We start from the raw sequence: 21,021 nt of genomic DNA on the forward strand, positions 1-21,021 counted from the left end.
CTTCTTGCATTACACTGGCGGGCGAACCTTGACAACCAGACGAGAAGACCGTGCTCAAAGCACTCAAGAAAATATTTGGTAAAAGCCCGGCTGAACTGTCCGCCGCGCAACCTGCCAGCGACACCCGGAATGATGCCGCCCCCCATTACAGTGAGCCGCGCGAAACACCAACGGTCGAACACGCCGAGAAGCCGGTGACAGTCACCAAGCCACGCCGCGACCGCACGCGCAAACCCGACGCGCCACCCGCTCCGGCCTGGAAGCTGGAAGACTTCGTGGTCGAGCCTGCGCAAGGCAAGACCCGTTTCCATGACTTCAAGCTTTCCCCCGAACTGATGCACGCGATACAGGATCTGGGCTTCCCCTACTGCACCCCGATCCAGGCGCAGGTGCTGGGCTTCACCCTTAAGGGTCGCGACGCCATCGGTCGCGCACAGACCGGCACTGGCAAGACCGCCGCCTTCCTGATTTCCACCATCACCCAGCTGCTGGAAACGCCACCGCCGAAGGAGCGCTACATGGGCGAGCCGCGCGCGCTGATCATCGCGCCGACCCGCGAACTGGTGGTGCAGATCGCCAACGATGCGCTGGACCTGACCAAGTACACCGGCCTGAACGTGATGAGTTTCGTTGGTGGCATGGACTTCGACAAGCAGCTCAAGGCGCTGGAATCACGCTATTGCGACATCCTGGTGGCAACGCCGGGACGCCTGCTGGACTTCAACCAGCGCGGCGAGGCGCATCTGGACATGGTCGAGGTGCTGGTGCTCGACGAGGCGGATCGCATGCTCGACATGGGTTTCATTCCGCAGGTCCGGCAGATCATCCGTCAGACCCCGCCCAAGAGCGAACGCCAGACCCTGCTGTTCTCCGCGACCTTCACCGAGGACGTGATGAACCTGGCCAAGCAGTGGACCACCGACCCGGCCATCGTCGAGATCGAGGCGGTCAACGTCGCCAGCGAAACCGTCGAGCAGCACGTCTATGCCGTGGCGGGAAGCGACAAGTACAAGCTGCTCTACAACCTCATCACCCAGAACGACTGGAGCCGGGTGATGGTCTTCGCCAACCGCAAGGACGAAGTGCGGCGCATCGAGGAACGCCTGACCCGCGACGGCATCAGCGCCGTGCAGATGTCCGGCGACGTGCCGCAGCACAAGCGCATCCGCGCGCTGGAAGGCTTCCGCGAAGGCAAGATTCGCGTGATGGTGGCCACCGATGTGGCCGGTCGCGGCATCCACGTCGATGGCATCAGCCACGTGATCAACTTCACCCTGCCGGAAGTACCGGACGATTATGTACACCGTATCGGGCGTACCGGCCGCGCGGGCGCCAGCGGCACCTCCATCAGCTTCGCCGGTGAGGACGACGCCTTCGCCCTGCCCGCCATCGAGGCGCTGCTCGGACGCAAGATCAGTTGCGAAATGCCGCCCGCCGAACTTCTGACTCCTGTCCCCCGCTCTCGCTGACGACACAAATGCAGGAATGCGCATTCGCCTTCCTGCATCCATCCGCCTGGCCGGCTTCACGCTGACAGAGGTCATCACTTCGAAAGCCAAAAGCCTTACATTCGGCACATCCTAGGAAGAAACGGAGTTTGCCCATGCAACATATCGACTGGCTGATCATCCTGATCGGAACGGGCTTCGCTCTGTTGGGCCTCGGCTACAACTACCGTGACAAGAACTGGGGCATCGCTCTGCTGGCCGTTGGCGTGCTGCTGATGTTCTCCACCATCAGCTTCAAGCTGTACATCACGCTCAATTATTGATCGGCCCGAACGGGTACTCAGCTGTCCCAGCGGCGGGCGGCACTCTTGTCGCTTTCACGGCCTTCGACCCAGCGCGGGCCTTGCGCCGTGGCTTCCTTTTTCCAGAACGGCGCTCGCGTCTTCAGGTAGTCCATGACGAAGCGGCAGGCATCGAACGCGGCCTCGCGATGGGCACTGGCGGCGCCGACGAAGACGATGGGTTCGCCCGGTTCCAGCGCCCCGACCCGGTGCAACACGTCCAGCCGCAGCAGCGGCCAGCGCTGTTCGGCCTCTTCGACGATCTTCGCCAGGGCCTTCTCGGTCATGCCCGGCGCATGTTCGAGGAACATCCCGGCGACCTCCTGCCCGTCGTTGAAATCCCTTACGTAGCCGACGAACCCGGCCACCGCGCCGATACCCAGGTTGGCCGCATGCAGGGCATTGAGTTCGGCGCCAGGATCGAAGGCTGCCTGCTGAACACGAACACCCATGCTCAACCTCCGGTCACGGTCGGGAAGAAGGCCACCTCATCGCCGTCGCTCACGGGCTCGTCGAGGCCGCACAGCTCCTGGTTGCGGGCGCACATCAGGCTCTGCTCGCCGAGCACGGCCCAATCATCCCCACGCGCCAGCAGATGCCGGCGCACGTCATCCACACTGGCAAAAGTCGTATCCCACGGCAGACGCTCGCCATCGGTGCCAAGTGTTTCCCGATAACGGGCGTAATACTGGATCGAAATCATGCCTGCACCTGCCAATCACCACTCTTGCCGCCGCGCTTTTCCAGCAGCTGTACAGCTTCGATAATCATGCCCTTGTCCACCGCCTTGCACATGTCGTAGATGGTCAGCGCAGCCACGCTGGCGGCGGTCAGCGCCTCCATTTCCACCCCCGTCTGCCCGGCCAACTTGCAGGTGGCGCGAATCAGGACAGCGTCTGTGCCGTCCGCCTGCAACTCGACCTTGATGCTGGTCAGCAGCAGCGGATGGCAGAGCGGAATCAGTTCATGGGTCTTCTTCGCCGCCTGGATGCCGGCAATGCGCGCCACGGCGAACACATCGCCCTTGGGATGGCCACCCTGTTCGATCATCTGCAAGGTCTGCGGCAGCATCCGCACCCGCGCCTGCGCCACCGCCTCCCGTGCGGTAACAGCCTTGTCGGTAACGTCGACCATACTGGCGCGACCGTGGGAATCGAGGTGAGTAAGCATGGTCACTCCTGCGTTTTTACGAAGGCCCGCAGTGTAGCTCAGCTGCAAGCCAGCGTAGGGTGGATGTCGCTTTTTACATCCACCGAGGCTCCGCTCGTCGGGTCGATGAAGCGTGACCCGACCTACAGCTGCAAGCGAATCAGTGTGGCGGCTGGCGCCGAAACAACGTCAAGCGCTTTTCCGCTTTCACTTGAAGCTTATGGCTTGCAGCTTGAAGCTGCTTCCTTACATATTCGCCTCCGCATATTCGGCCAGCACCGAACGCGGTACGCCCTGCAACGTCACGTGAACGCCGTGAGGGAAATCCTTGAAGCGCTCGGTGAGATAGGTCAGCCCGGAACTGGTGGCCGACAGGTAAGGCGTATCGATCTGCGCCAGGTTGCCCAGGCAGACCACCTTGGAACCGGCGCCGGCGCGGGTGATGATGGTTTTCATCTGGTGCGGCGTGAGGTTCTGGCATTCGTCGATCAGGATCAGGCTCTGCTGGAAGCTGCGCCCGCGGATGTAGTTGAGCGATTTGAACTGCAGCGGCACCTTCTGCAGGATGTAGTCGACGCTGCCGTGGGTGTTCTCGTCGTCCATGTGCAGGGCTTCGAGGTTATCGGTGATCGCGCCGAGCCAAGGCTCCATCTTTTCTGCCTCGGTGCCCGGCAGGAAGCCGATGTCCTCGTCCAGCCCCTGTACGCTGCGCGTGGCGATGATGCGCCGGTAGCGCTTGCTGACCACCGTCTGTTCGATGGCCGCGGCCAGCGCCAGGATAGTCTTGCCGGAACCCGCGGCGCCGGACAGATTGACCAGATGAATGTCCGGGTCGAGCAGGGCGAACAACGCCAGCGCCTGGTGGATGTCGCGCGGGCGCAGGCCCCAGGCTTCCTGATGCAGCAGGGGTTCCTGATGCATGTCCAGCAACAGCAGCTCGTCGGACTTGATGCCCTTGATCCAGCCGACGAAGCCTTGCTCGTCGAGAATGAATTCGTTGAGATGAACCGCAGGCAGGTTGTCGATCAGCTGCACCCGGTGCCAGGTCCGACCATGATCCTGCTGGGTTTCCACCTTGCTGACGCGATCCCAGAAGGAGCCGCTCAGGCTGTGATAACCGCGTGACAACTGGCCGACGTCATCAACCAGCTTGTCGGTGTGGTAATCCTCGGATGCCACACCGCAGGCGCGTGCTTTCAGGCGCATGTTGATATCGTTGGTCACCAGCACCACCGGCACGCCGGCATTGCGCTGCTGCAGCTCCACCAACTGGTTGATGATCTTGTTGTCGTTGAGATCTTCGGGCAGCCCTTTGGCGTCGGCGCTCCTGCTCATCAGTATCGAGAGGCTGCCGCAGTAGTCGCCCGTCGTATCGCGATGGATGGGCACGCCGAGTTCAACCTGCTCTGGCGTCGCCTTACCCAGTACCTTGTCGATCAGCCGGATGACCTGCCGGCATTCGGCGGCCACGCTGTGCTTGCCGCTCTTGAGCTTGTCCAGCTCTTCCAGCACGGTCATGGGGATGGCGACCTGGTGTTCTTCGAAGTTCAGCAGCGCGTTGGGGTCGTGGAGCAGGACGTTGGTGTCCAGAACGTAAAGGGTGGGCTGAGTAGCGCGGGGTCTGCCGTAATCATCCATTCGCAGTCACCTTTTCCGTAGAGCCGGTCGACGGAGCGTCTAAGCGCACCGCCACTAGGGACCACCGATTGCGAGGTCAGCAGACGTGGGCAGCAGGGGCCTGGGGCCACCCATCGGCCGCCACCTGTGTTGCAGGGCTCGGCGGTCTGTTACAGCTAATACCGCAAAAAAGATGACAAGAAAAAGTCTTTTCCGATTTGCGGAGGTTTTTTTGTCAACCGGACGGACAGCGCTTGGCGACCGATTCAGGGCGAGCTAGGCTCACGAATCAACCCCGTGCGCTTTTGCCGCACTGATTGGCCTCCTTAGTCACCCAGGCCGCTCAGCGACTACGATTCAAGCCCGTCATTGCGTACCGCGTCAGCGCTCGATAGTCATGGGTTGGTTGCAGCGTGCAGGATATCAATCGGGGCCATAGCTGGAGCCTTGACTGGGATAGCGCCTAGAATCGTCCCATATCAAAGGAGACTTCCAGATGCTGATGGTGATTTCACCGGCCAAGACCCTCGACTACGACACCCCGCCGACAACCGCACGCTTCACTCAACCCCAACACCTCGACCAGGCGCAACTGCTGATAGGGATTCTGCGCGACTTCTCGCCCCAGCAGATCAGCCAGCTGATGCACCTGTCGGATAAGCTCGCGGCCCTGAACGTGGCCCGCTATGGCAGCTGGACGCCCAGCTTCACCCCGGAGAATGCCAAGCAGGCGCTGCTTGCTTTCAAGGGCGACGTCTACACGGGATTGAACGCCGAGGACTTTTCCGAAGAAGACTTCGACTTCGCCCAGCGCCACCTGCGCATGCTATCCGGGCTCTACGGCCTGCTGCGCCCCCTCGACCTGATGCAACCCTACCGCCTGGAAATGGGCACGAAACTGCAGAACCCGCGCGGCAAGGACCTTTATGCCTTCTGGGACGAACGCATCAGCCACTGGCTCAACGAAGCCCTGGCCGAACAAGGCGATGATGTGCTGCTCAACCTGGCTTCGAACGAATATTTCGGCGCGGTCAAACGCAAGGCGCTGAACGCACGGGTCATCAATGTAGATTTCAAGGACCTGAAGAACGGCCAGTACAAGATCATCAGTTTCTACGCCAAGAAAGCGCGCGGGCTGATGGCACGCCACGTGATCCGCGAACGCATCGACAATCCCGAACAGCTGAAGGCCTTCGACTGCGAAGGCTACCGCTACAGCCCCGACGACTCATCGATCGATCATCTGGTATTTCTACGCGACACACCGGCCTGACCGCGGCCTTCACAGCTGAAGCCGCTTCCACAGAAAGCGCACACCGAACCCATGGGCACGGCTTCAGCCGCGGAGCTTTCAGCCACCCGCCCCTCCTCCCCAAGCCACCGCAATAGCCCTCCGATCAGCGGCTGTCCGTCGGGGAACTAACCCGAGCCCCCCACAATCATAAGCCCGTGCCGGCAATGCCAGACGCACCTCGGCAGGCAGTCGCGCGTCCACATGGAACAAGAAGAACCCACCCTTCTCAACGATTCAGGAGATACACCATGATTCCGGTCATCCTCTCTGGCGGCAGCGGCTCTCGGCTCTGGCCACTTTCACGCAAGCTGTTTCCCAAGCAGTTTCTTGCCCTGACCAGTGAGCAGACCCTGTTCCAGCAGACCATTGAGCGACTGGCCTTCGAAGGCATGCAACCGCCGCTGCTGGTATGCAACAAGGAACACCGCTTTATCGTCAAGGAGCAACTGGCCGCCCGCAAGCTGAGCATCCAGAGCCTTCTCCTCGAGCCCTTCGGTCGCAACACCGCACCGGCCATTGCCCTCGCGGCGATGAAGCTGGTCGAGGATGGTCGTGACGAACTGCTGCTGGTCCTGCCGGCGGACCATGTCATCAAGGACCAGAAAGCCTTTCAGCGCTCCCTTGCGCTGGCCACCAACGCGGCGGAGAACGGCGAAATGGTGCTGTTCGGCATCCCGGCGACCAGCCCGGAAACCGGCTACGGCTACATCAAGTGTGACCTTGCCGAGCGCAACGGGCTGCCCGAAGGCATCAGCCGCGTCACCCGTTTCGTGGAAAAGCCGGACGAAACCAGCGCACAGCAATATGTCGATTCGGGCGATTACTACTGGAACAGCGGCATGTTTCTGTTCCGCGCCAGCGTTTTCCTCGAAGAGCTGAAAAAGCACGATCCGGACATCTATGACACTTGCAAGCTCGCGCTCGAACGTAGCGTCCATGACGGTGACGAAGTACTGATCGACTCTGCGACCTTCGCCTGCTGCCCGGACAATTCCATCGACTACGCCGTGATGGAGAAAACCGAACTGGCCTGCGTGGTGCCCATGTCCGCCGAGTGGAGCGATGTCGGCTCATGGTCCTCGATCTGGGAGGTTCTGGAGAAAGATGCCAACGGCAACGTCATCAAGGGCGACGTGATTGCCGAGGACAGCCGCAACTGCCTGGTGCATGGCAACGGCAAGCTGGTGACCGTGCTGGGCCTGGACGACATCGTCGTGGTGGAGACCAAGGACGCCATGATGGTCGCCCACAAGGACAAGGTACAGGACGTCAAGAAACTGGTCTCCAAACTGGACGGGCAAAACCGCACCGAGACCCGCAACCACTGCGCCGTCTACCGGCCTTGGGGCTGGTACGACTCCGTCGACATGGGAGGCCGCTTCCAGGTCAAGCGCATCTGCGTCAACCCCGGCGCCGCGCTGTCGCTGCAAATGCATCACCACCGTGCCGAACACTGGATTGTGGTATCCGGCACCGCCCAGGTAACCTGCAACGACAAGACCTTCCTGCTCACCGAGAACCAGTCGACCTACATTCCGGTGACCTCCATTCACCGCCTCGCCAATCCGGGCAAGATTCCTCTGGAAATCATCGAGGTACAGTCGGGAAGCTATCTGGGCGAAGACGACATCGAGCGGCTGGAAGATGTCTATGGCCGCGCTCAGGAAGACAAGGCAAAACAGTCCGTGCGCTGATGGCGCACCCCCCTGAAAAAGAACCGCGCCTGAAGGTGCGGTTTTTCATTTGGGCGAGGCAAGGAAAGCCATTACGCGACGCAACACAATTATTGGTATTTTTTCAGGCAGTTGGCTTGCAATAGCGGCGATCACCCTCATTAAATAGAAGGCATCTGAAAAGCAGCCTGCCCTCGAATGCAGGTGCAAAGCAGCTGTTTTTATCTACTTGCACTGCCGCAACATCACCGGGAAAAATCATTACGTGACAAAAGAGCAACTACGCGCCGAACTGGAACGCCAGGCTAGCCGCTTCCAGAACATATATGGCGGAGAAATAACCACTTACGCAGCCCAACCCGATCCCGAACGCAAACCCTGGCGCAAGAAGCCGACCGTTCACGATCAGGTATTCGAAGCGGAGCTGCAGAAGATGGAAAAGGAACTGTCTCAACAGACATCCCAGAACGATTGAGTTGACCGCTAGCGTTTACCGCCCAGCAACGACCCCATCAAGCCACGCGCCAACTGCCTGCCGAGCTGACTCGCAGCCTGGCGTATGGCGCTCTTGAATGCCCGACTGGCCAGATCACCGAGCATATCGCTCTCTTTGCTGTTCGCCTTCGGCGTCTTCGCCGCTTCGGACTCGGCCGCCTGCCTGGCGCGCTCCAGCAGAATCTCGTAGGCCGACTCGCGGTCGATGGCCTTGTCGTAACGTCCCCGCAACGCGGAACGGACGATCAGCTCACGCCGAGCCTGCTCATCAATCGGGCCCACTTGCGATTGCGGCGGCGCTATCGCCACACGCTGCACCATGGCCGGCGTGCCGTTGTCTTCCAGGCCACCCACCAGCGCCTCGCCGATACCCAGATCAACCAGGGTTTCCAACGTGGGGAAGTCAGGATTGGCCCGAAAACCCTCCGCCACCGCACGCAGCGCCTTCTGCTCCCTGACCGTATAGGCCCGCAGGCCATGCTGAATCCGCAACCCCAGCTGGGCCAGGACTTCGTCCGGCAGATCCGAGGGTGACTGGGTAACGAAATAGACGCCAACGCCCTTGGAACGAATCAGCCGCACAACCTGTATCAGCCGCTCCTGCAAGGCGCGCGGCGTACCGCGAAACAGCAGATGAGCTTCGTCGAAAAACAGCGCCAGCAGCGGACGATCCGCATCACCACGCTCGGGCAGTTGCTCGAACAGCTCGGCCAGCAACCAGAGCAGGAAGGTCGCATAGACCTTGGGCGCCTGATGCACCAGTTGACTGGCATCGAGCAGGTGAATCTGCCCGCGCTCGCCATGTTTCTGCAGCAGGTCCTCGATGGCCAGTGCCGGCTCGCCGAACAGGGCTTCGGCACCCTGTTGCTCCAGCGTCGCCAACCGCCGCAACAGCGCCTGGGCCGACGCACCGGTCAGCAACGCGGCATCCTCACCCAGCACTTCGGGATTCTGCCGCAGGTGATTGAGCAGCGCCTTCAGGTCCTTGATGTCCAGCAGCAGGAGCGCATCGCGATCGGCAATCTTGAACGCCGCATAGAGCGCCGCCTGCTGGCTGTCGGTCAATTCCAGCAGGTTGCCCAGCAGCAGCGGCCCCATTTCGGTCAGTGTCGTGCGCAAGGGGTGCCCGCTCTGCCCCTGCACATCCCATAGCGTCAGCGGGCAGGCCCGCGGCTGATAGTCGAGCCAGGGCATGCTGGCGATACGCTCGGCAATCTTGCCCTTCGGCGCGGCTGGAGCGCCCAGACCGCACAGGTCGCCCTTGATATCCACAGCGAACACCGCAACGCCGGCATCGCTGAATTGCTCGGCAAGGCGCTGCAAGGTAACCGTCTTGCCCGTGCCTGTAGCACCGGCAATCAGCCCATGGCGATTGGCCAGGCGCAATGAGTGAGTATTGGCGGCGCCCGTAGCGTCCGCACCCAACACCAGGCAATCGCTGTATGACATTCGGCCTCCGATATGGCAGCGGCGAATCGGCTGGCAGGCCAACCGGTTTTACCAATGGATCTACCCTACCTCGTCCGTGCGCGGCTCAGTTGAAAACCATCGTCTTGTTGCTGTGAACCAGCACACGGTCCTGCAAGTGATAGCGCAGACCGCGAGAGAGCACCATTTTTTCCACATCCTTGCCCAGACGCACCATGTCTTCGATGCTGTCACGGTGGCTGACGCGCACCACGTCCTGCTCGATGATGGGACCGGCATCGAGCTCTTCGGTGACGTAGTGGCAGGTCGCACCAATCAGCTTCACGCCCCGCATCGACGCCTGATGATAGGGCTTGGCGCCGACGAATGACGGCAGGAAGCTGTGATGGATATTGATCACGCGCTGGGCAAACTCTTCGCAGAGCTCGGACGGCAGAATCTGCATATAACGCGCCAGCACGATGACATCGGCACGGTGCTCGCGAACCAGGCGCGATACCTCGGCAAAGGCCTCATCCTTGCGGCCCGGCTCGACCGGCACATGGAAATAGGGAATGCCATGCCATTCGACCATGCTGCGCAGGTCGTCGTGATTGGAGATCACGCAGGGAATATCGCAATCCAGCTCGCCACTGTGCCAGCGGTGCAGCAGATCGGCCAGGCAGTGAGACTCCCGGCTGGCCATCAACACCACGCGCTTGCGCTCCTGCGAGTCGGTGATGCGCCACTCCATGGAGAACTGTCGGGCAATGGGCGCGAACGCCTGACGAAAGCCCTCCAGATCGAAGGGCAGCGAATCCGCGCGGATTTCATGGCGCATGAAGAACCAACCACTCTGATGATCGGAGTGGTGATTGGCTTCGGTGATCCAGCCATTGTAGGTCGCCAGAAAATTACTGACCTTGGCAACGATACCGACACCATCGGGGCAGGCAATGACCAGCCTGAATGTGCGCATTGAAGATAACTCCGGCTTGCAAAAAAGACGCGGCATTCTATCCCAGCGGATAAAAGCACAACCAGTTGATTGAAAGAACGAGCTGCCCATTCGAGGCAGCGCAAGCATGCCTGCGGACAGACAGCACGCCGGCCTATCCCCTGCAGCGCCTGAACTGCAACAGCCTCATGCAAGCGGCCAGGCGAAGAGTGCCGGAGGCGCCGATCATCATGCCGCGGCTTTATTGCCCCTGCCTGACAAGATGCGCATGCGTGCCGATGAAAAACTGAGGGAGTTATCCGGATCACAAACAGCGGCAATTAATAAAAAATGCTCATTCTTTCAATCCCTACTATATTTACTTGTGCATTGCAGCTGTCTATGATTACCAACACTTGCGTTCAAACCTATACCAAGGAAGTGACATGTCGCTGATCAATGAATACCGCGCCACCGAAGAAGCCATCAAGGAACTTCAGGAACGCCTGAAGTCTCTTTCCGCAGACGACAAGCTGAAAAAGGAGCTGGAGTTCGAAGGCAAACTGCGCGAACTCATGGGCGAATATCAGAAGTCGCTGCGAGACATTATCGCCCTGCTTGATCCGGATGCTCGTAACATCAAGACACAACGCATGAGCCGCGCACCGGCAACGGCCAAGCGTGCTCGTCGCGTCAAGCAATACAAGAATCCGCACAATGGTGATGTGATTGAAACCAAAGGCGGCAATCACAAGACACTGAAAGAATGGAAAGCAAAATGGGGCTCTGCGGAAGTTGAAGGCTGGGCCACTCTGCTCGACTGATTCTTCCCGCATCACCCAAAGCCATCTGGCGCAGCACTTGGCGCCAGATGGCTTTTTTTGTTTCCGCTTTTGTGGGTTTCAGTCCATCAGGGTGCTGAAAACGCAGGCGATGGCAACGCAAGGATTTTTCAGCGGCTTGGCATATAGCACTCACGCAACCCTTGCGCATGCTCCGCCCACTGGCGCAGCAACTCGGCCTGGGCGGGGCTTGCCGTCGCCATTATTTCCTGCAGGCTTCTGTCGAACTGCTCCAGCGTATTGGGAGCCCCGTATTGAGGATCGCTCAGACGTTGCCTGCAAAACGTCTGCCACTGCTCTTTTTCCGCTACCGACAGGCACTCAGGAAAATTGCGCGCGCGATATCGGGTATAGAGTTCCGGCAGGCGCTCATCATCAAAGGCAAACATCTCCTGCGAAGACGCCAGGTTTCGAACCTGATCACAGAGCCTGCGATCCCGTTCGCCGAGAAAGCCATCATAAAGTTGCTGCTCCGGATCTGTCGTTTCCTCAAACGCTTCCTGCTGATAGATGATAGCCAGCTTTTCACGCCACTGCGCCTGTTGTCCCTGAAGTTCACTGGCTCTGGACTGGCAAGACTGCATATCCAGCCCCAGTCGTTCGATATCCGCTGCACGCAAGACCTTGATCGGTGCAAGTACCGGGCAGCGATTGACCTGCACAAGTTTCAGCGGAACCGGAAGTTTTCCATCCAGATCTTCCCGGCGCGTATATAGCCGCTCACGCAACTCCTCGGCAGATGCTTGCAACAGGGGCGAGCAGTCGGCATTCAAATCGCACACGATCAGTGCATTACGATTGCGCGGATGCCAGGCCAGCGGCAATACCACCGACAGATAATGACGGGCCGCCGAGAAGCGCCCGGAAACATGTACCAGCGGTTTCAGCAATTCGATCTGCTCGATTACCGCGTTCTTGCGACGCAACCGGTAGAGATAGTCATAGAGCTTGGGTTGTCGCTCGCGTATCAACCGGGCCAGAGCGATGGTGGCCCGCACATCGGACAAGGCATCGTGCGCCTGCAGGTGCTCCAGCCCATTGGCTTGACTCAGGCACTCCAGTTTGAGGGTCACGCGCCCTTCTTCCTGCGGCCAGACCAACCCCTCCGGGCGCAGCGCATAGGCGGTGCGCACCAGATCGATCAGGTCCCAACGGCTGTTGCCGCCCTGCCATTCCCGCGCATAGGGATCATGGAAGTTGCGGTACAAGCTATGCCGCAGCACTTCATCATCGAAACGCAGGCTGTTGTAGCCAGCTCCACAGGTGCCCGGCTGTGCCAGTTCGCGGTGCAGTCGCTCGATGAACTCCGCCTCGCACAGTCCCTTCTCGGCCAGGACCGCCGGTGTGATGCCGGTGACCAGGCAGGCCGCCGGATGCGGCAGAATGTCATCGGCGGGTCGGCAATAGATGTTCAACGGTTCGCCGATTTCCTCCAGCGCCTCGTTGGTGCGAATACCCGCGACCTGCAAGGGCCGGTCTCGGCGCGTCGAGATGCCGGTTGTTTCGAAGTCGTACCAGAAGATGCTGGATGTCACGGCGGATTCCTTCAGAGAGCAAGTGCGGCGCATGTATGTCCGTCGCCGCATCGCGGCATTGTGCCCAAAAATGCCTGCAGGTTCTGGTCGAACGCCGCATTCAATGCTTACATGCGCGCTTGCGAACCGGAACGGGCCCGCATCACGCCATTAGTTCGACGGACACAGTCATTGTCTTCTGCTTCGAATCGCACAGCGCTGCTGGACAACACTCACCGGGTCGAGACGCCGGAAGGCATCGACCTGCTGCTGCGCCCGGCGGGGCTGGTGCCGCGCGCGCTGGCATTCGCGCTGGACCTGCTGATTCGCGGTGCACTGCTGGTGGTGCTGGGGCTTGGCCTGAAGCTGCTGGGCCAGTTCGGATTGGGTACCGGCGCGCTGCTGCTGTTTCTCGTGCAGTGGTGGTACATGGTGCTGTTCGAGGTGTTCAACCAGGGACGGACGCCCGGCAAGCGCTGGCTAGGGCTGAAGGTCGTGCATGACGACGGCACCCCGGTTGACTGGGCCTCCTCGCTGACGCGCAACCTGCTGCGCTTCGTCGATATCCTGCCGTTCGGTTATTTTCTCGGTGCGCTGTGCTGCCTGTGGAATCCCTCGTTCAAGCGCCTGGGCGATCTTGCCGGCGGTACCCTGGTGATCTACGACACGCGAGGCTTTCAGCAGCCGCAGTTGCCGGAAGCCGAGCCGCAGCCAGCACCCTTCGCGCTGGATCTGGAGGAGCAGCGCGCGCTGATCGCCTTTGCCGAACGCCAGACCACCCTCTCGCCTGAGCGCCGCCAGGAGCTGGCCGCGATCCTCGCGGAGCCGCTGAAGGTCACACCAGAACAGGCGCAGGCGCGTCTCAACGGCATTGCCCGCAGCCTGGTGGGCTCGGCATGAAGCAGAGCCGCTTCGAAGCTCGCCATCAGGCCGAGTGGCATGCCTTCGGCGACACCCTCGACGCCCTCGAAAAAGGGCGGAAAGGCCCACCCGCCACCATCAGCGACTTTCCGGCAGCCTACCGGCGCCTCTGCCAGCACCTCGCCCTGGCCCGCTCGCGCGGCTACAGCAGCCATTCGGTCGATTACCTGCAGCAACTGGCCCAGCGCGGACATCAGCAACTGTACCGCCACCGCAGCCCGCTGGGCGGTCGCCTGCTGGGCTTCATGCTGGGCGGCTTTCCCCGGCTGGTGCGCGAGGAATGGCGACATGTACTGGCCGCCAGCCTATTCTTTTACCTGAGCCTGCTGGGCATGGCCGCGCTGGTTCTGGCCTTCCCCGAACTGGTATACAGCCTCGTCAGCTCCGACCAGGTCGCGCAGATGGAAGCCATGTATGACCCCGCAGCTCGCCGCCTGGGCGAATTCGGCACCCGTGGTTCTGGCGAAGACTGGGTGATGTTCGGCTATTACGTGATGAATAACATCGGCATCGCCTTCCAGACTTTCGCCGGCGGCCTGCTGTTCGGGCTTGGCACCCTGTTCTACCTGCTGTTCAACGGTTTGATGATTGGCGCAATCGCCGGCCACCTCACCGGCATTGGCTACCACCAGCCGTTCTGGTCGTTCGTCATCGGCCATGGCGCCTTCGAGCTGACCGCCATCACCCTGGCCGGCGCCGCCGGGCTGAAGCTGGGCGCGGCGCTCATTGCGCCTGGCCGCCTGGGTCATGGCGAGGCACTGCGGCTGGCGGCGGCCCGCGCGGTGCGGCTGATCGCCGGGGCCACGCTGATGTTGCTGATCGCTGCCTTCATCGAGGCCTACTGGTCCTCGATGACCTTCACTTCGGCGCCGGTCAAATATGCCGTGGGGGCGCTGTTGTGGCTGCTGGTTGGCCTGTATTTCACCCTGGGTGGCAGGAGCCGGTATGCATCTGAATGATGCCCGCGTAGCCATCCGCCCACGCAGTGCCTGGGAAGCACTGGACCTCGGCATCCTGCTGGCGCGCCGCCATGCCGGCCTGCTGATGCTCTCCTGGGCGCTGCTGACGTTGCCGGTTTTCGTCCTGCTGAGCCTGATGCTCTGGCAGCACCCGAGTCTCGCCGTATTGCTGTTCTGGTGGCTCAAGCCGCTCTACGAACGCCTGCCGCTGTTTATCCTGTCGCGCGCCCTGTTCGGCAACACGCCCTCGCTGGGCGAAAGCTTCCGCGCATTACCCGGCCTGCTGCGCTCGCAATGGCTGGCCAGCCTGACCTGGCGCCGGCTGAGCCTGACCCGCAGTTTCGACCTGCCGGTGCTACAGCTTGAACAATTGTCCGGTTCCGTCCGCCGCCAGCGCCTGATCGTGCTGGGGCAGCGCGATACCGGCGTCGCAACCTGGCTGACCATCGTCGGCATGCACCTGGAGCTTGCCTTGTGGCTGGGCGCGCTGGCGCTGCTCTACCTGCTGATTCCCGCCGAGTTGCTCAGCGACTGGAAATGGCAGGATCTGCTGCACGCCAGCGACGACCTGCTCTGGCTCGAACACCTGTCCAACCTGCTCTATGTGCTGGTGCTGATGGTCTGGGAGCCGATCTACGTGGCCAGCGGCTTCAGCCTCTATCTGAACCGCCGCACCCAGCTGGAAGCCTGGGATCTGGAGCTGAGTTTCCGGCGCCTGGGCGAACGCTTGAAAAGCCTGCTGCCGGTCATGCTGATCGGTGCCGGACTGCTGTTCGCCACGCCACCAGAGGCGGTATGGGCGGACACACCCGAGCCAGCACCTGAGCACGAGCGATTACTCAACCAGCCCCTGTCCAGCCAGGACGCCAGCACAGCGATTGCCGAACTGCTGGCCCAGCCGCCATTCAGGAACGACGAAACGGTCACGCGCTGGCGCTTTGGCGAAGAACAGAAGGACGATGAGCCCGGCTGGCTGGCGCGTTTGCTTGAAAGCCTGTCAGGGTTCGACAGCCTCCGCCGCATACTGGACAACCTCGCCAGCGCGCTTGAAATCCTGCTCTGGGCCGGCCTGTTCGGGCTGATCGGCCTGGCGCTGTGGCGTTACCGGGAATGGATCAGGCTGCATGTGGGGCGCTTGCGCAATCCGCGAATCGCCCGCCGACCAGCCCCGGACCTGCTGTTCGGCCTCGACGTGGTGCCGGAAAGCCTGCCGGCGGACATCACCGGCGAAGTGGCACGGCTCTGGGACGCAGAACCGCGCGCGGCGCTGGGGCTGCTCTACCGGGCATTCCTCAGCCGGCTGCTGCATCAGCACGGATTGCCGCTGACAGGCGCCCATACCGAAGGTGAAATTCTGCACCTGGTACGCGCAACGACCCAGGCGGACCTCACCCGCTACGCCGAAAGCCTGACCGAACACTGGCTCAATCTCGCCTATGGCCATCGCCTGCCGCCGACTGCTGTACGGGACGAACTCTGCAACCAGTGGCGCGTACTGTTCGAGCCGCAGGTGAGCCCGTGAGCCGGCGTCATGCGTGCTATCTGGCAGCCGCGCTGCTGCTCGGCGCCCTGCTGCTGTTCGCCGCCAGCAGGCTGCAGCCTTATGAAGAGGTGATCGAGTACGGTCCAGCCCCCGAAGTGCAGCGCAATTCCTATCTGGCGGCCAGACTGTTTCTCTCCGCTCAGGGCCGGGCGATCAGCCACGACGAAGGCCTTGTCGACCTGTTCAATACGCAACCTCAGAATCAGGTTCTGCTGTTTCTGGGCCAACGCGAGTCGATGAAGCCACAGCAGGTCCAGCGCCTGCTGGCCTGGACCGCAAAAGGCGCACATCTAGTCTTCGTTGCCGAACGGCTCTGGGATGAGCAGGCCAGGGCCAGCGGCGATCTGCTGCTCGATGCGCTGAATCTGCAACAGTACGAGGCCAGCGAAGATGACGAAGCGGTCACGACGGCTGCCAATGGGGAAAAGCAGCCGCAACTGACCCGCCTGTATCTGGAAAACGAAGAAGCACCAGCCTATCTGGCCTTCGATACGCGCTTTCATCTCTACGATGCCGACAGCAAGGCCCACGCCTGGGCTAACAGCCCCGGCGCCACACATATGCTGCAACTGCGCCACGGCGACGGCCTGATCACGGCGCTCACCGACAGCTGGATCTGGCAGAACGACAACATCGACCAATACGACCATGCCTGGCTGCTCTGGTATCTGACCCAGGATCGCGACGTGACCCTGGTCTACAACGCCCGGCACGACAACCTGCTGCAACTGTTGCTGCGCCATTTCCCCGAGGCACTGGCCGCCCTGCTGCTGACCCTGCTACTGGCGACCTGGCATCTGGCCCAACGCCACGGGCCGCGACAGCAGCCGGCGGCGCCCGGCCAGCGCCAACTGCAGGAACATCTGCGTGGCAGCGCGGACTTCCTCTATCGGCATGCGGGTCAGCAGCACCTGCTGACCCGTCTGCAACACGATATCCGCCGGCTGGCACGTCGGCGTCACGCCACCTTCGACAACCTGCCACACGCCGAACAGTGCCAGTTGCTGGCACAACTCAGCCGCCTGCCTGGCGAAATCATCGAACAGGCACTGCGCCCACCCGCGGCCCGGCCCGTCAGCGCCGCCGAATTCACCCGTCAGGTCTCGTGCCTGCAACGCCTCAGGAATGCTCTATGAACGACACCCCCAGTGAATCCAGTCATGCCGATCTCCAGCGCCAGCGCGCCAGCCAGCTGGCACAGGCGTTGCGTCAGGAGCTGCACAAGGCGGTCATCGGCCAACAGGAAATCGTCGATGGCGTACTCACCGCGCTGATCGCCGGCGGCCACGTATTAGTCGAAGGCGTGCCGGGGCTGGGCAAGACCCTGCTGGTGCGTGCACTGGCGCGCTGTTTTGGCGGTGAGTTCTCACGGATTCAGTTCACCCCGGACCTGATGCCCAGCGACATCACCGGCCACGCGGTCTATGACCTCGCCAGCGAGCAGTTCAGGCTGCGCAAGGGACCGGTGTTCACCAACCTGCTGCTGGCCGACGAAATCAACCGCGCGCCAGCGAAAACCCAGGCCGCGCTGCTGGAAGTCATGCAGGAGCGCCAGGTCACGCTCGAAGGCCGAGCGCTGGCCGCGCCACAGCCTTTCCTGGTAATGGCCACGCAGAATCCCATTGAGCAGGAAGGTACCTATCCACTGCCCGAGGCCGAACTCGACCGTTTCATGCTGATGCTGCGCATGGATTATCCGCAGGCCGACGAAGAGCTGGAACTGGTCCGCCAGGTCACCCGCTCGGCACGCACCGACATCCTCGATATCAGCGGGCTGCGTGTTCTATTGCAAGCGAAGGACGTCCAGGCCCTGCAGAAGATTGCCAGCGACATGCCCCTCGACGAACAGGTGCTCGATTATGCCGTGCGTCTGGCCCGCGCGACGCGCAACTGGCCCGGCCTGAGCCTGGGCGCCGGGCCGCGCGCTTCCATCGCCCTGGTGCGCTGCGCGCGTGCGAGAGCGCTGCTGCGCGGCGGTGAGTTCGTCACCCCGGACGACGTCAAGGGCTGCGCACTGGCCGTACTACGCCATCGTGTCCGGCTCTCGCCGGAACTGGAGATGGAGGGCATGTCGGTGGACCAACTGTTGCTGCAGCTGCTTGACCAGATCACGGCGCCACGCCTTTGAGCCGACCGCACAAACGAGACATCCGATGAACCCGACCCGGCGTCTGCTCCACGCACTGCTCCTGCTGCTCGGCCTGGCCGTGCCGCTGGGAGCGCTGTCGGCTCTGGGCCAGCCCGCGCATCCGGCCATCCACAGCGCCTGGTGGGGACTGCTGCTTTGCCTGGGCCTCGCAGCCCTGTTCGATGCCCTGAGCCTGCGCCGCCTGCCTTCACCCGAGCTGCAACGCAACCTGCCCGGCAACCTGGCACTGGGGCACTGGCATGAGGTACGTCTGCAGCTACGGCACGCGCTGCCCCGGTTATTGCGCCTGGATATCTTCGATCACCCGCCGACCGCTATGGTATTCGAGCATCTGCCGCGCAGCCTGCAACTGGCGCCCGGCAAGCAGGCCGAACTTACCTATCGGGTGCGTCCACAGCGTCGCGGCCACTTCAGCGCCAGCCATTGCGAGGTCCGCCTGTACGGCCCGCTGGGCTTGTGGCGCCAGCGGCGGTTGTTGCCACTGGAATCGCAGACGCGGGTCTATCCGGATTTCACCCGCCTGCATGGCGCACCGCTGATGGCCGTGGACAGTTGGCTGAGCCGGCTGGGCGTCAGACAGCAACCCCGCCGCGGGCTTGGCCTGGAGTTTCACCAACTGCGCGACTTTCGCGAGGGCGACACCCTGCGCCAGATCGACTGGAAGGCCACGGCCCGCAAACGCACCCACATCGCCCGCGAATATCAGGACGAACGTGACCAGCAGATCCTGCTGATGCTCGACTGTGGCCGGCGCATGCGCAGCCAGGACGGCGCCCTGTCACATTTCGACCATGCGCTCAACGCGAGCCTGCTGCTGGGCTATGTCGCCCTGCGCCAGGGCGATGCGCTGGGCCTGTGCAGCTTCGCCACCGAACAGCGCCGCTTCATCGCGCCCGCCAAGGGCCAGGAACAGCTCACTACCCTGCTCAACGGCGTGTATGACCTTAGCGAAACCCTGCAACCCGCCGACTTCGCCCGCGCGGCCAGCGATGTCCTTGAACGACAGAAGCGCCGTGCGCTGGTGATCATCCTCAGCAACCTGCGCGACGAGGACGATGAAGAACTGCTCGATGCGGTGCGCCGCCTTTCAGGTCGGCATCGGATACTGGTGGTGAGCTTGCGCGAACCCATCCTCGACGCCCTGCGCCAGCAGTCGATAAGCGGCTTTCAGGATGCGTTGAGCTATTGCGGCGCCCTGGACTACCTGAGCGCCCGTGACAGGCTGCATGAGCGATTGCTGGCCCAGGGCGTTCCGGTGCTCGAAGCCCTGCCCCATGAGCTTGGTCCGCAGTTGATCAGCCGCTATCTGGCCTGGAAAAGAGGCGGCGTGATCTAGCGCCTCGTAGGGGCGGCCACGGAAATGCGAAACGGCCTGCTAGGTCCCGTGGCAGCGATCCTCATCCTCTGCCCTGCTGGGCGACGAGCCGGAACGCGGCAGGCGAGCAGGAGGAATCTGCAGTGCAGGGCGGAAACTGAAGTACCGCTGCAATGCGTCAATCATGACCCGAATGTCAGCGGGCGGTGAAATCAGGGCAAAGCCGGAATCAAAACTGCCTGGCGTGACATCCTCGCGGGACCAGAGGCAGGTCGCGCTGATATCGACATAGCGCAACTCACCATGCTGAGCGGGAATTTTCAGGCGCATCTCGAAACGCACATCGGTCATCATCGGATAACGACTGATCAGCATCAGCCCGGTTTCCGAAAGATTGCCAATGAAACCCAGCGGCTTATCGGTGAATCGGTTGAATACGTTGAGGTAATACGGCAACTGGTGCCGCTGGATACTTCGCTGATTGAGCATGTTCATGGGTTCCTGCCCTGCCGCGAAGGTGACTGCTGCCGGCCTCAGCTGCAGCCTGCATTGATGCGGTCGATCAACTGCTGTCGCGCCGCGCTTATTTCTTTTTCACTGTAGTAGACCCGCTCGCCCTTTGCATCGCTGCGAAAGTAGCGACCACCACGGGACAGGCTCGCCAGTTCCTCGCGCCACTGTCGACATGCCTGTTCACGCAGCGCCTGCTGCTCGCGCACCGCCTGTTCGGCTCGCTGCTGCTCCTGCCGGCGTGCGTCGAAGAAGCGTTCGGCACGCGCCTCGCGGTTGCGGGTCGCCTCATCACGCTCGATGACCTGAGGCCTGACTTCGACCTGCTCGGCTCCCGGCATCGGGCGCGCCTCGAAATGCACGTTTCCCTGGGAATCGACCCAGCGGTAAATCTGCGCCATCGTCAGCGATGGCAGAAACAGGACGAGCAGCAATAACAGTGTGTTCCGCATGGGCTCCTTCCCGTTCCACCAGTTTCAAGGCCGCTCAGGGTCTGGCCGCATGGGTCGCCGCCTGCTCAGCCGGCTGGTAGTGCCCCAACTGGCGCAGGGTCTCCAGCCGGGCACGCCCACGGAAGGCATATTCGCTGGCCGGGTAGCGGGACTGGATAAAGCGATAGGTTTCCACCGCATCGACGAACAGTCCCTGGCGCTCCAGACACTGACCGCGCAGCAGAGAGATCTCCGGCTGCAGGTTGTCACGCGGGCGGCTACGCCGCTCGGCCTGGGACAGTTCGAGTGCCACCTTGCCGCAATCGCCCTGCTCGTAGTGCCGGTAGGCATTGTCGAGATGACGATCGAGTGCGCTTCTGCTGCTGCAGCCTACGCTGAGGGTGGCCAGAAAAAGAATCAAAAAGGTGCGCATGGGTAAATCCTCCAATTCCGGCTTATCGACCACAATGGCAAAA

General features: G+C 61.9%; 22 protein-coding genes. 12 read left to right on the forward strand and 10 right to left on the reverse strand.

All coding sequences use genetic code 11. The annotated features are described in order from the left end of the window. The first annotated feature begins 50 nt into the window (after positions 1-50). Both rhlB and G7020_RS18645 read left to right on the forward strand, forming a co-directional pair. Positions 51-1,469 carry an ATP-dependent RNA helicase RhlB gene (gene rhlB, locus G7020_RS18640; protein ID WP_181086635.1) on the forward strand — a complete coding sequence of 473 codons (1,419 nt, stop codon included), beginning with the start codon at positions 51-53 and terminating at the stop codon, positions 1,467-1,469. Between the two features lie 134 nt (positions 1,470-1,603). Continuing rightward, positions 1,604-1,771 (forward strand): hypothetical protein, encoded by a 168-nt coding sequence (locus G7020_RS18645; protein ID WP_181086636.1) that lies wholly within the window; start codon positions 1,604-1,606, stop codon positions 1,769-1,771. A gap of 17 nt (positions 1,772-1,788) precedes the next feature. On the opposite strand, the gene moaE is transcribed toward G7020_RS18645, so the two are convergent. From moaE to G7020_RS18665, 4 genes are all read right to left on the reverse strand, one after another. Further along, complete coding sequence (gene moaE / locus G7020_RS18650; RefSeq protein ID WP_181086637.1) at positions 1,789-2,241, reverse strand: molybdopterin synthase catalytic subunit MoaE; 453 nt, start codon at positions 2,239-2,241, stop codon at positions 1,789-1,791. Positions 2,242-2,243: 2 nt separating this feature from the next. Continuing rightward, positions 2,244-2,492: a MoaD/ThiS family protein gene (locus G7020_RS18655; protein WP_181086638.1), complete on the reverse strand. Its 249-nt coding sequence runs from the start codon at positions 2,490-2,492 to the stop codon at positions 2,244-2,246. Then, positions 2,489-2,959 (reverse strand): cyclic pyranopterin monophosphate synthase MoaC, encoded by a 471-nt coding sequence (gene moaC, locus G7020_RS18660; RefSeq protein ID WP_181086639.1) that lies wholly within the window; start codon positions 2,957-2,959, stop codon positions 2,489-2,491. The genes G7020_RS18655 and moaC overlap by 4 nt, the downstream gene beginning before the upstream one ends. A gap of 225 nt (positions 2,960-3,184) precedes the next feature. Then, positions 3,185-4,576, reverse strand: coding sequence for a PhoH family protein (locus G7020_RS18665; protein ID WP_181086640.1), 1,392 nt, complete (start codon positions 4,574-4,576; stop codon positions 3,185-3,187). Positions 4,577-5,051: 475 nt separating this feature from the next. Here G7020_RS18665 and yaaA point away from each other — a divergent pair, with 475 nt between their 5' ends. The 3 genes from yaaA (at position 5,052) to G7020_RS18680 (ending at position 7,997) form a co-directional block, all read left to right on the forward strand. After that, positions 5,052-5,828: a peroxide stress protein YaaA gene (gene yaaA, locus G7020_RS18670; RefSeq protein ID WP_181086641.1), complete on the forward strand. Its 777-nt coding sequence runs from the start codon at positions 5,052-5,054 to the stop codon at positions 5,826-5,828. A 269-nt stretch (positions 5,829-6,097) separates the two neighbouring features. Next, entirely contained in the window at positions 6,098-7,543 is a 1,446-nt protein-coding gene (locus G7020_RS18675) for a mannose-1-phosphate guanylyltransferase/mannose-6-phosphate isomerase (protein WP_181086642.1), read from the forward strand. A 244-nt stretch (positions 7,544-7,787) separates the two neighbouring features. Further along, a complete protein-coding gene (locus tag G7020_RS18680; RefSeq protein ID WP_181086643.1) occupies positions 7,788-7,997 on the forward strand; it encodes a hypothetical protein in 210 nt (69 codons plus the stop codon). Positions 7,998-8,005: 8 nt separating this feature from the next. Here the strand turns inward: G7020_RS18680 and G7020_RS18685 are convergent, their stop codons facing one another. Then, a complete protein-coding gene (locus G7020_RS18685) occupies positions 8,006-9,466 on the reverse strand; it encodes a helicase HerA-like domain-containing protein (RefSeq protein ID WP_181086644.1) in 1,461 nt (486 codons plus the stop codon). A gap of 85 nt (positions 9,467-9,551) precedes the next feature. Next, positions 9,552-10,403: a formyltetrahydrofolate deformylase gene (gene purU / locus G7020_RS18690; protein ID WP_181086645.1), complete on the reverse strand. Its 852-nt coding sequence runs from the start codon at positions 10,401-10,403 to the stop codon at positions 9,552-9,554. Between the two features lie 404 nt (positions 10,404-10,807). On the opposite strand from purU, the gene mvaT reads away from it, so the two are divergent. Then, positions 10,808-11,185: a histone-like nucleoid-structuring protein MvaT gene (gene mvaT, locus G7020_RS18695; RefSeq protein ID WP_181086646.1), complete on the forward strand. Its 378-nt coding sequence runs from the start codon at positions 10,808-10,810 to the stop codon at positions 11,183-11,185. Between the two features lie 128 nt (positions 11,186-11,313). Here mvaT and sbcB read toward each other — a convergent pair whose 3' ends face one another. After that, positions 11,314-12,738, reverse strand: coding sequence for an exodeoxyribonuclease I (gene sbcB / locus G7020_RS18700; protein ID WP_181086647.1), 1,425 nt, complete (start codon positions 12,736-12,738; stop codon positions 11,314-11,316). 171 nt (positions 12,739-12,909) lie between these two features. Between sbcB and G7020_RS18705 the strand changes: the two genes are divergently transcribed. The 6 genes from G7020_RS18705 to G7020_RS18730 are packed head-to-tail and all read left to right on the forward strand — an operon-like array spanning position 12,910 to position 19,625. Continuing rightward, entirely contained in the window at positions 12,910-13,617 is a 708-nt protein-coding gene (locus G7020_RS18705; RefSeq protein WP_181086648.1) for an RDD family protein, read from the forward strand. Further along, a complete protein-coding gene (locus G7020_RS18710) occupies positions 13,614-14,597 on the forward strand; it encodes a stage II sporulation protein M (RefSeq protein ID WP_181086649.1) in 984 nt (327 codons plus the stop codon). The genes G7020_RS18705 and G7020_RS18710 overlap by 4 nt, the downstream gene beginning before the upstream one ends. Further along, positions 14,584-16,119, forward strand: a complete 1,536-nt coding sequence (locus G7020_RS18715) for a DUF4129 domain-containing protein (protein WP_181086650.1) — start codon at positions 14,584-14,586, stop codon at positions 16,117-16,119. Before G7020_RS18710 ends, G7020_RS18715 begins: the two co-directional genes overlap by 14 nt. Further along, complete coding sequence (locus G7020_RS18720) at positions 16,116-17,276, forward strand: DUF4350 domain-containing protein (RefSeq protein WP_181086651.1); 1,161 nt, start codon at positions 16,116-16,118, stop codon at positions 17,274-17,276. Before G7020_RS18715 ends, G7020_RS18720 begins: the two co-directional genes overlap by 4 nt. Continuing rightward, positions 17,273-18,268, forward strand: coding sequence for an AAA family ATPase (locus G7020_RS18725; RefSeq protein ID WP_181086652.1), 996 nt, complete (start codon positions 17,273-17,275; stop codon positions 18,266-18,268). The genes G7020_RS18720 and G7020_RS18725 overlap by 4 nt, the downstream gene beginning before the upstream one ends. 25 nt (positions 18,269-18,293) lie before the next feature. Further along, entirely contained in the window at positions 18,294-19,625 is a 1,332-nt protein-coding gene (locus tag G7020_RS18730) for a DUF58 domain-containing protein (RefSeq protein ID WP_181086653.1), read from the forward strand. A 39-nt stretch (positions 19,626-19,664) separates the two neighbouring features. Here G7020_RS18730 and G7020_RS18735 read toward each other — a convergent pair whose 3' ends face one another. The 3 genes from G7020_RS18735 to G7020_RS18745 are packed head-to-tail and all read right to left on the reverse strand — an operon-like array spanning position 19,665 to position 20,978. Continuing rightward, on the reverse strand, positions 19,665-20,099 hold the full coding sequence (locus G7020_RS18735; RefSeq protein WP_181086654.1) for a PilZ domain-containing protein: 435 nt from the start codon (positions 20,097-20,099) through the stop codon (positions 19,665-19,667). A 38-nt stretch (positions 20,100-20,137) separates the two neighbouring features. Then, the gene (locus tag G7020_RS18740; protein ID WP_181086655.1) at positions 20,138-20,566 is read right to left on the reverse strand and encodes a DUF4124 domain-containing protein; all 429 of its coding nucleotides are present in this window, start codon (positions 20,564-20,566) and stop codon (positions 20,138-20,140) included. Between the two features lie 34 nt (positions 20,567-20,600). Beyond that, positions 20,601-20,978 (reverse strand): tetratricopeptide repeat protein, encoded by a 378-nt coding sequence (locus G7020_RS18745; protein ID WP_181086656.1) that lies wholly within the window; start codon positions 20,976-20,978, stop codon positions 20,601-20,603. Positions 20,979-21,021: the final 43 nt, after the last annotated feature.

The organism is Stutzerimonas stutzeri, assembly GCF_013522825.1.
In the GTDB taxonomy this organism is placed as follows: domain Bacteria; phylum Pseudomonadota; class Gammaproteobacteria; order Pseudomonadales; family Pseudomonadaceae; genus Stutzerimonas; species Stutzerimonas stutzeri_AK.

Bases quoted from the DNA above. Each gene is read 5' to 3' on its own strand.
- G7020_RS18645 (WP_181086636.1), top strand. From the start codon at position 1,604: ATGCAACATATCGACTGGCTGATCATCCTGATCGGAACGGGCTTCGCT.
- moaE (WP_181086637.1), bottom strand. From the start codon at position 2,241: ATGGGTGTTCGTGTTCAGCAGGCAGCCTTCGATCCTGGCGCCGAACTC.
- G7020_RS18655 (WP_181086638.1), bottom strand. From the start codon at position 2,492: ATGATTTCGATCCAGTATTACGCCCGTTATCGGGAAACACTTGGCACC.
- moaC (WP_181086639.1), bottom strand. From the start codon at position 2,959: ATGCTTACTCACCTCGATTCCCACGGTCGCGCCAGTATGGTCGACGTT.
- G7020_RS18665 (WP_181086640.1), bottom strand. From the start codon at position 4,576: ATGGATGATTACGGCAGACCCCGCGCTACTCAGCCCACCCTTTACGTT.
- yaaA (WP_181086641.1), top strand. From the start codon at position 5,052: ATGCTGATGGTGATTTCACCGGCCAAGACCCTCGACTACGACACCCCG.
- G7020_RS18675 (WP_181086642.1), top strand. From the start codon at position 6,098: ATGATTCCGGTCATCCTCTCTGGCGGCAGCGGCTCTCGGCTCTGGCCA.
- G7020_RS18685 (WP_181086644.1), bottom strand. From the start codon at position 9,466: ATGTCATACAGCGATTGCCTGGTGTTGGGTGCGGACGCTACGGGCGCC.
- purU (WP_181086645.1), bottom strand. From the start codon at position 10,403: ATGCGCACATTCAGGCTGGTCATTGCCTGCCCCGATGGTGTCGGTATC.
- mvaT (WP_181086646.1), top strand. From the start codon at position 10,808: ATGTCGCTGATCAATGAATACCGCGCCACCGAAGAAGCCATCAAGGAA.
- G7020_RS18710 (WP_181086649.1), top strand. From the start codon at position 13,614: ATGAAGCAGAGCCGCTTCGAAGCTCGCCATCAGGCCGAGTGGCATGCC.
- G7020_RS18715 (WP_181086650.1), top strand. From the start codon at position 14,584: ATGCATCTGAATGATGCCCGCGTAGCCATCCGCCCACGCAGTGCCTGG.
- G7020_RS18725 (WP_181086652.1), top strand. From the start codon at position 17,273: ATGAACGACACCCCCAGTGAATCCAGTCATGCCGATCTCCAGCGCCAG.
- G7020_RS18730 (WP_181086653.1), top strand. From the start codon at position 18,294: ATGAACCCGACCCGGCGTCTGCTCCACGCACTGCTCCTGCTGCTCGGC.
- G7020_RS18735 (WP_181086654.1), bottom strand. From the start codon at position 20,099: ATGAACATGCTCAATCAGCGAAGTATCCAGCGGCACCAGTTGCCGTAT.
- G7020_RS18740 (WP_181086655.1), bottom strand. From the start codon at position 20,566: ATGCGGAACACACTGTTATTGCTGCTCGTCCTGTTTCTGCCATCGCTG.
- G7020_RS18745 (WP_181086656.1), bottom strand. From the start codon at position 20,978: ATGCGCACCTTTTTGATTCTTTTTCTGGCCACCCTCAGCGTAGGCTGC.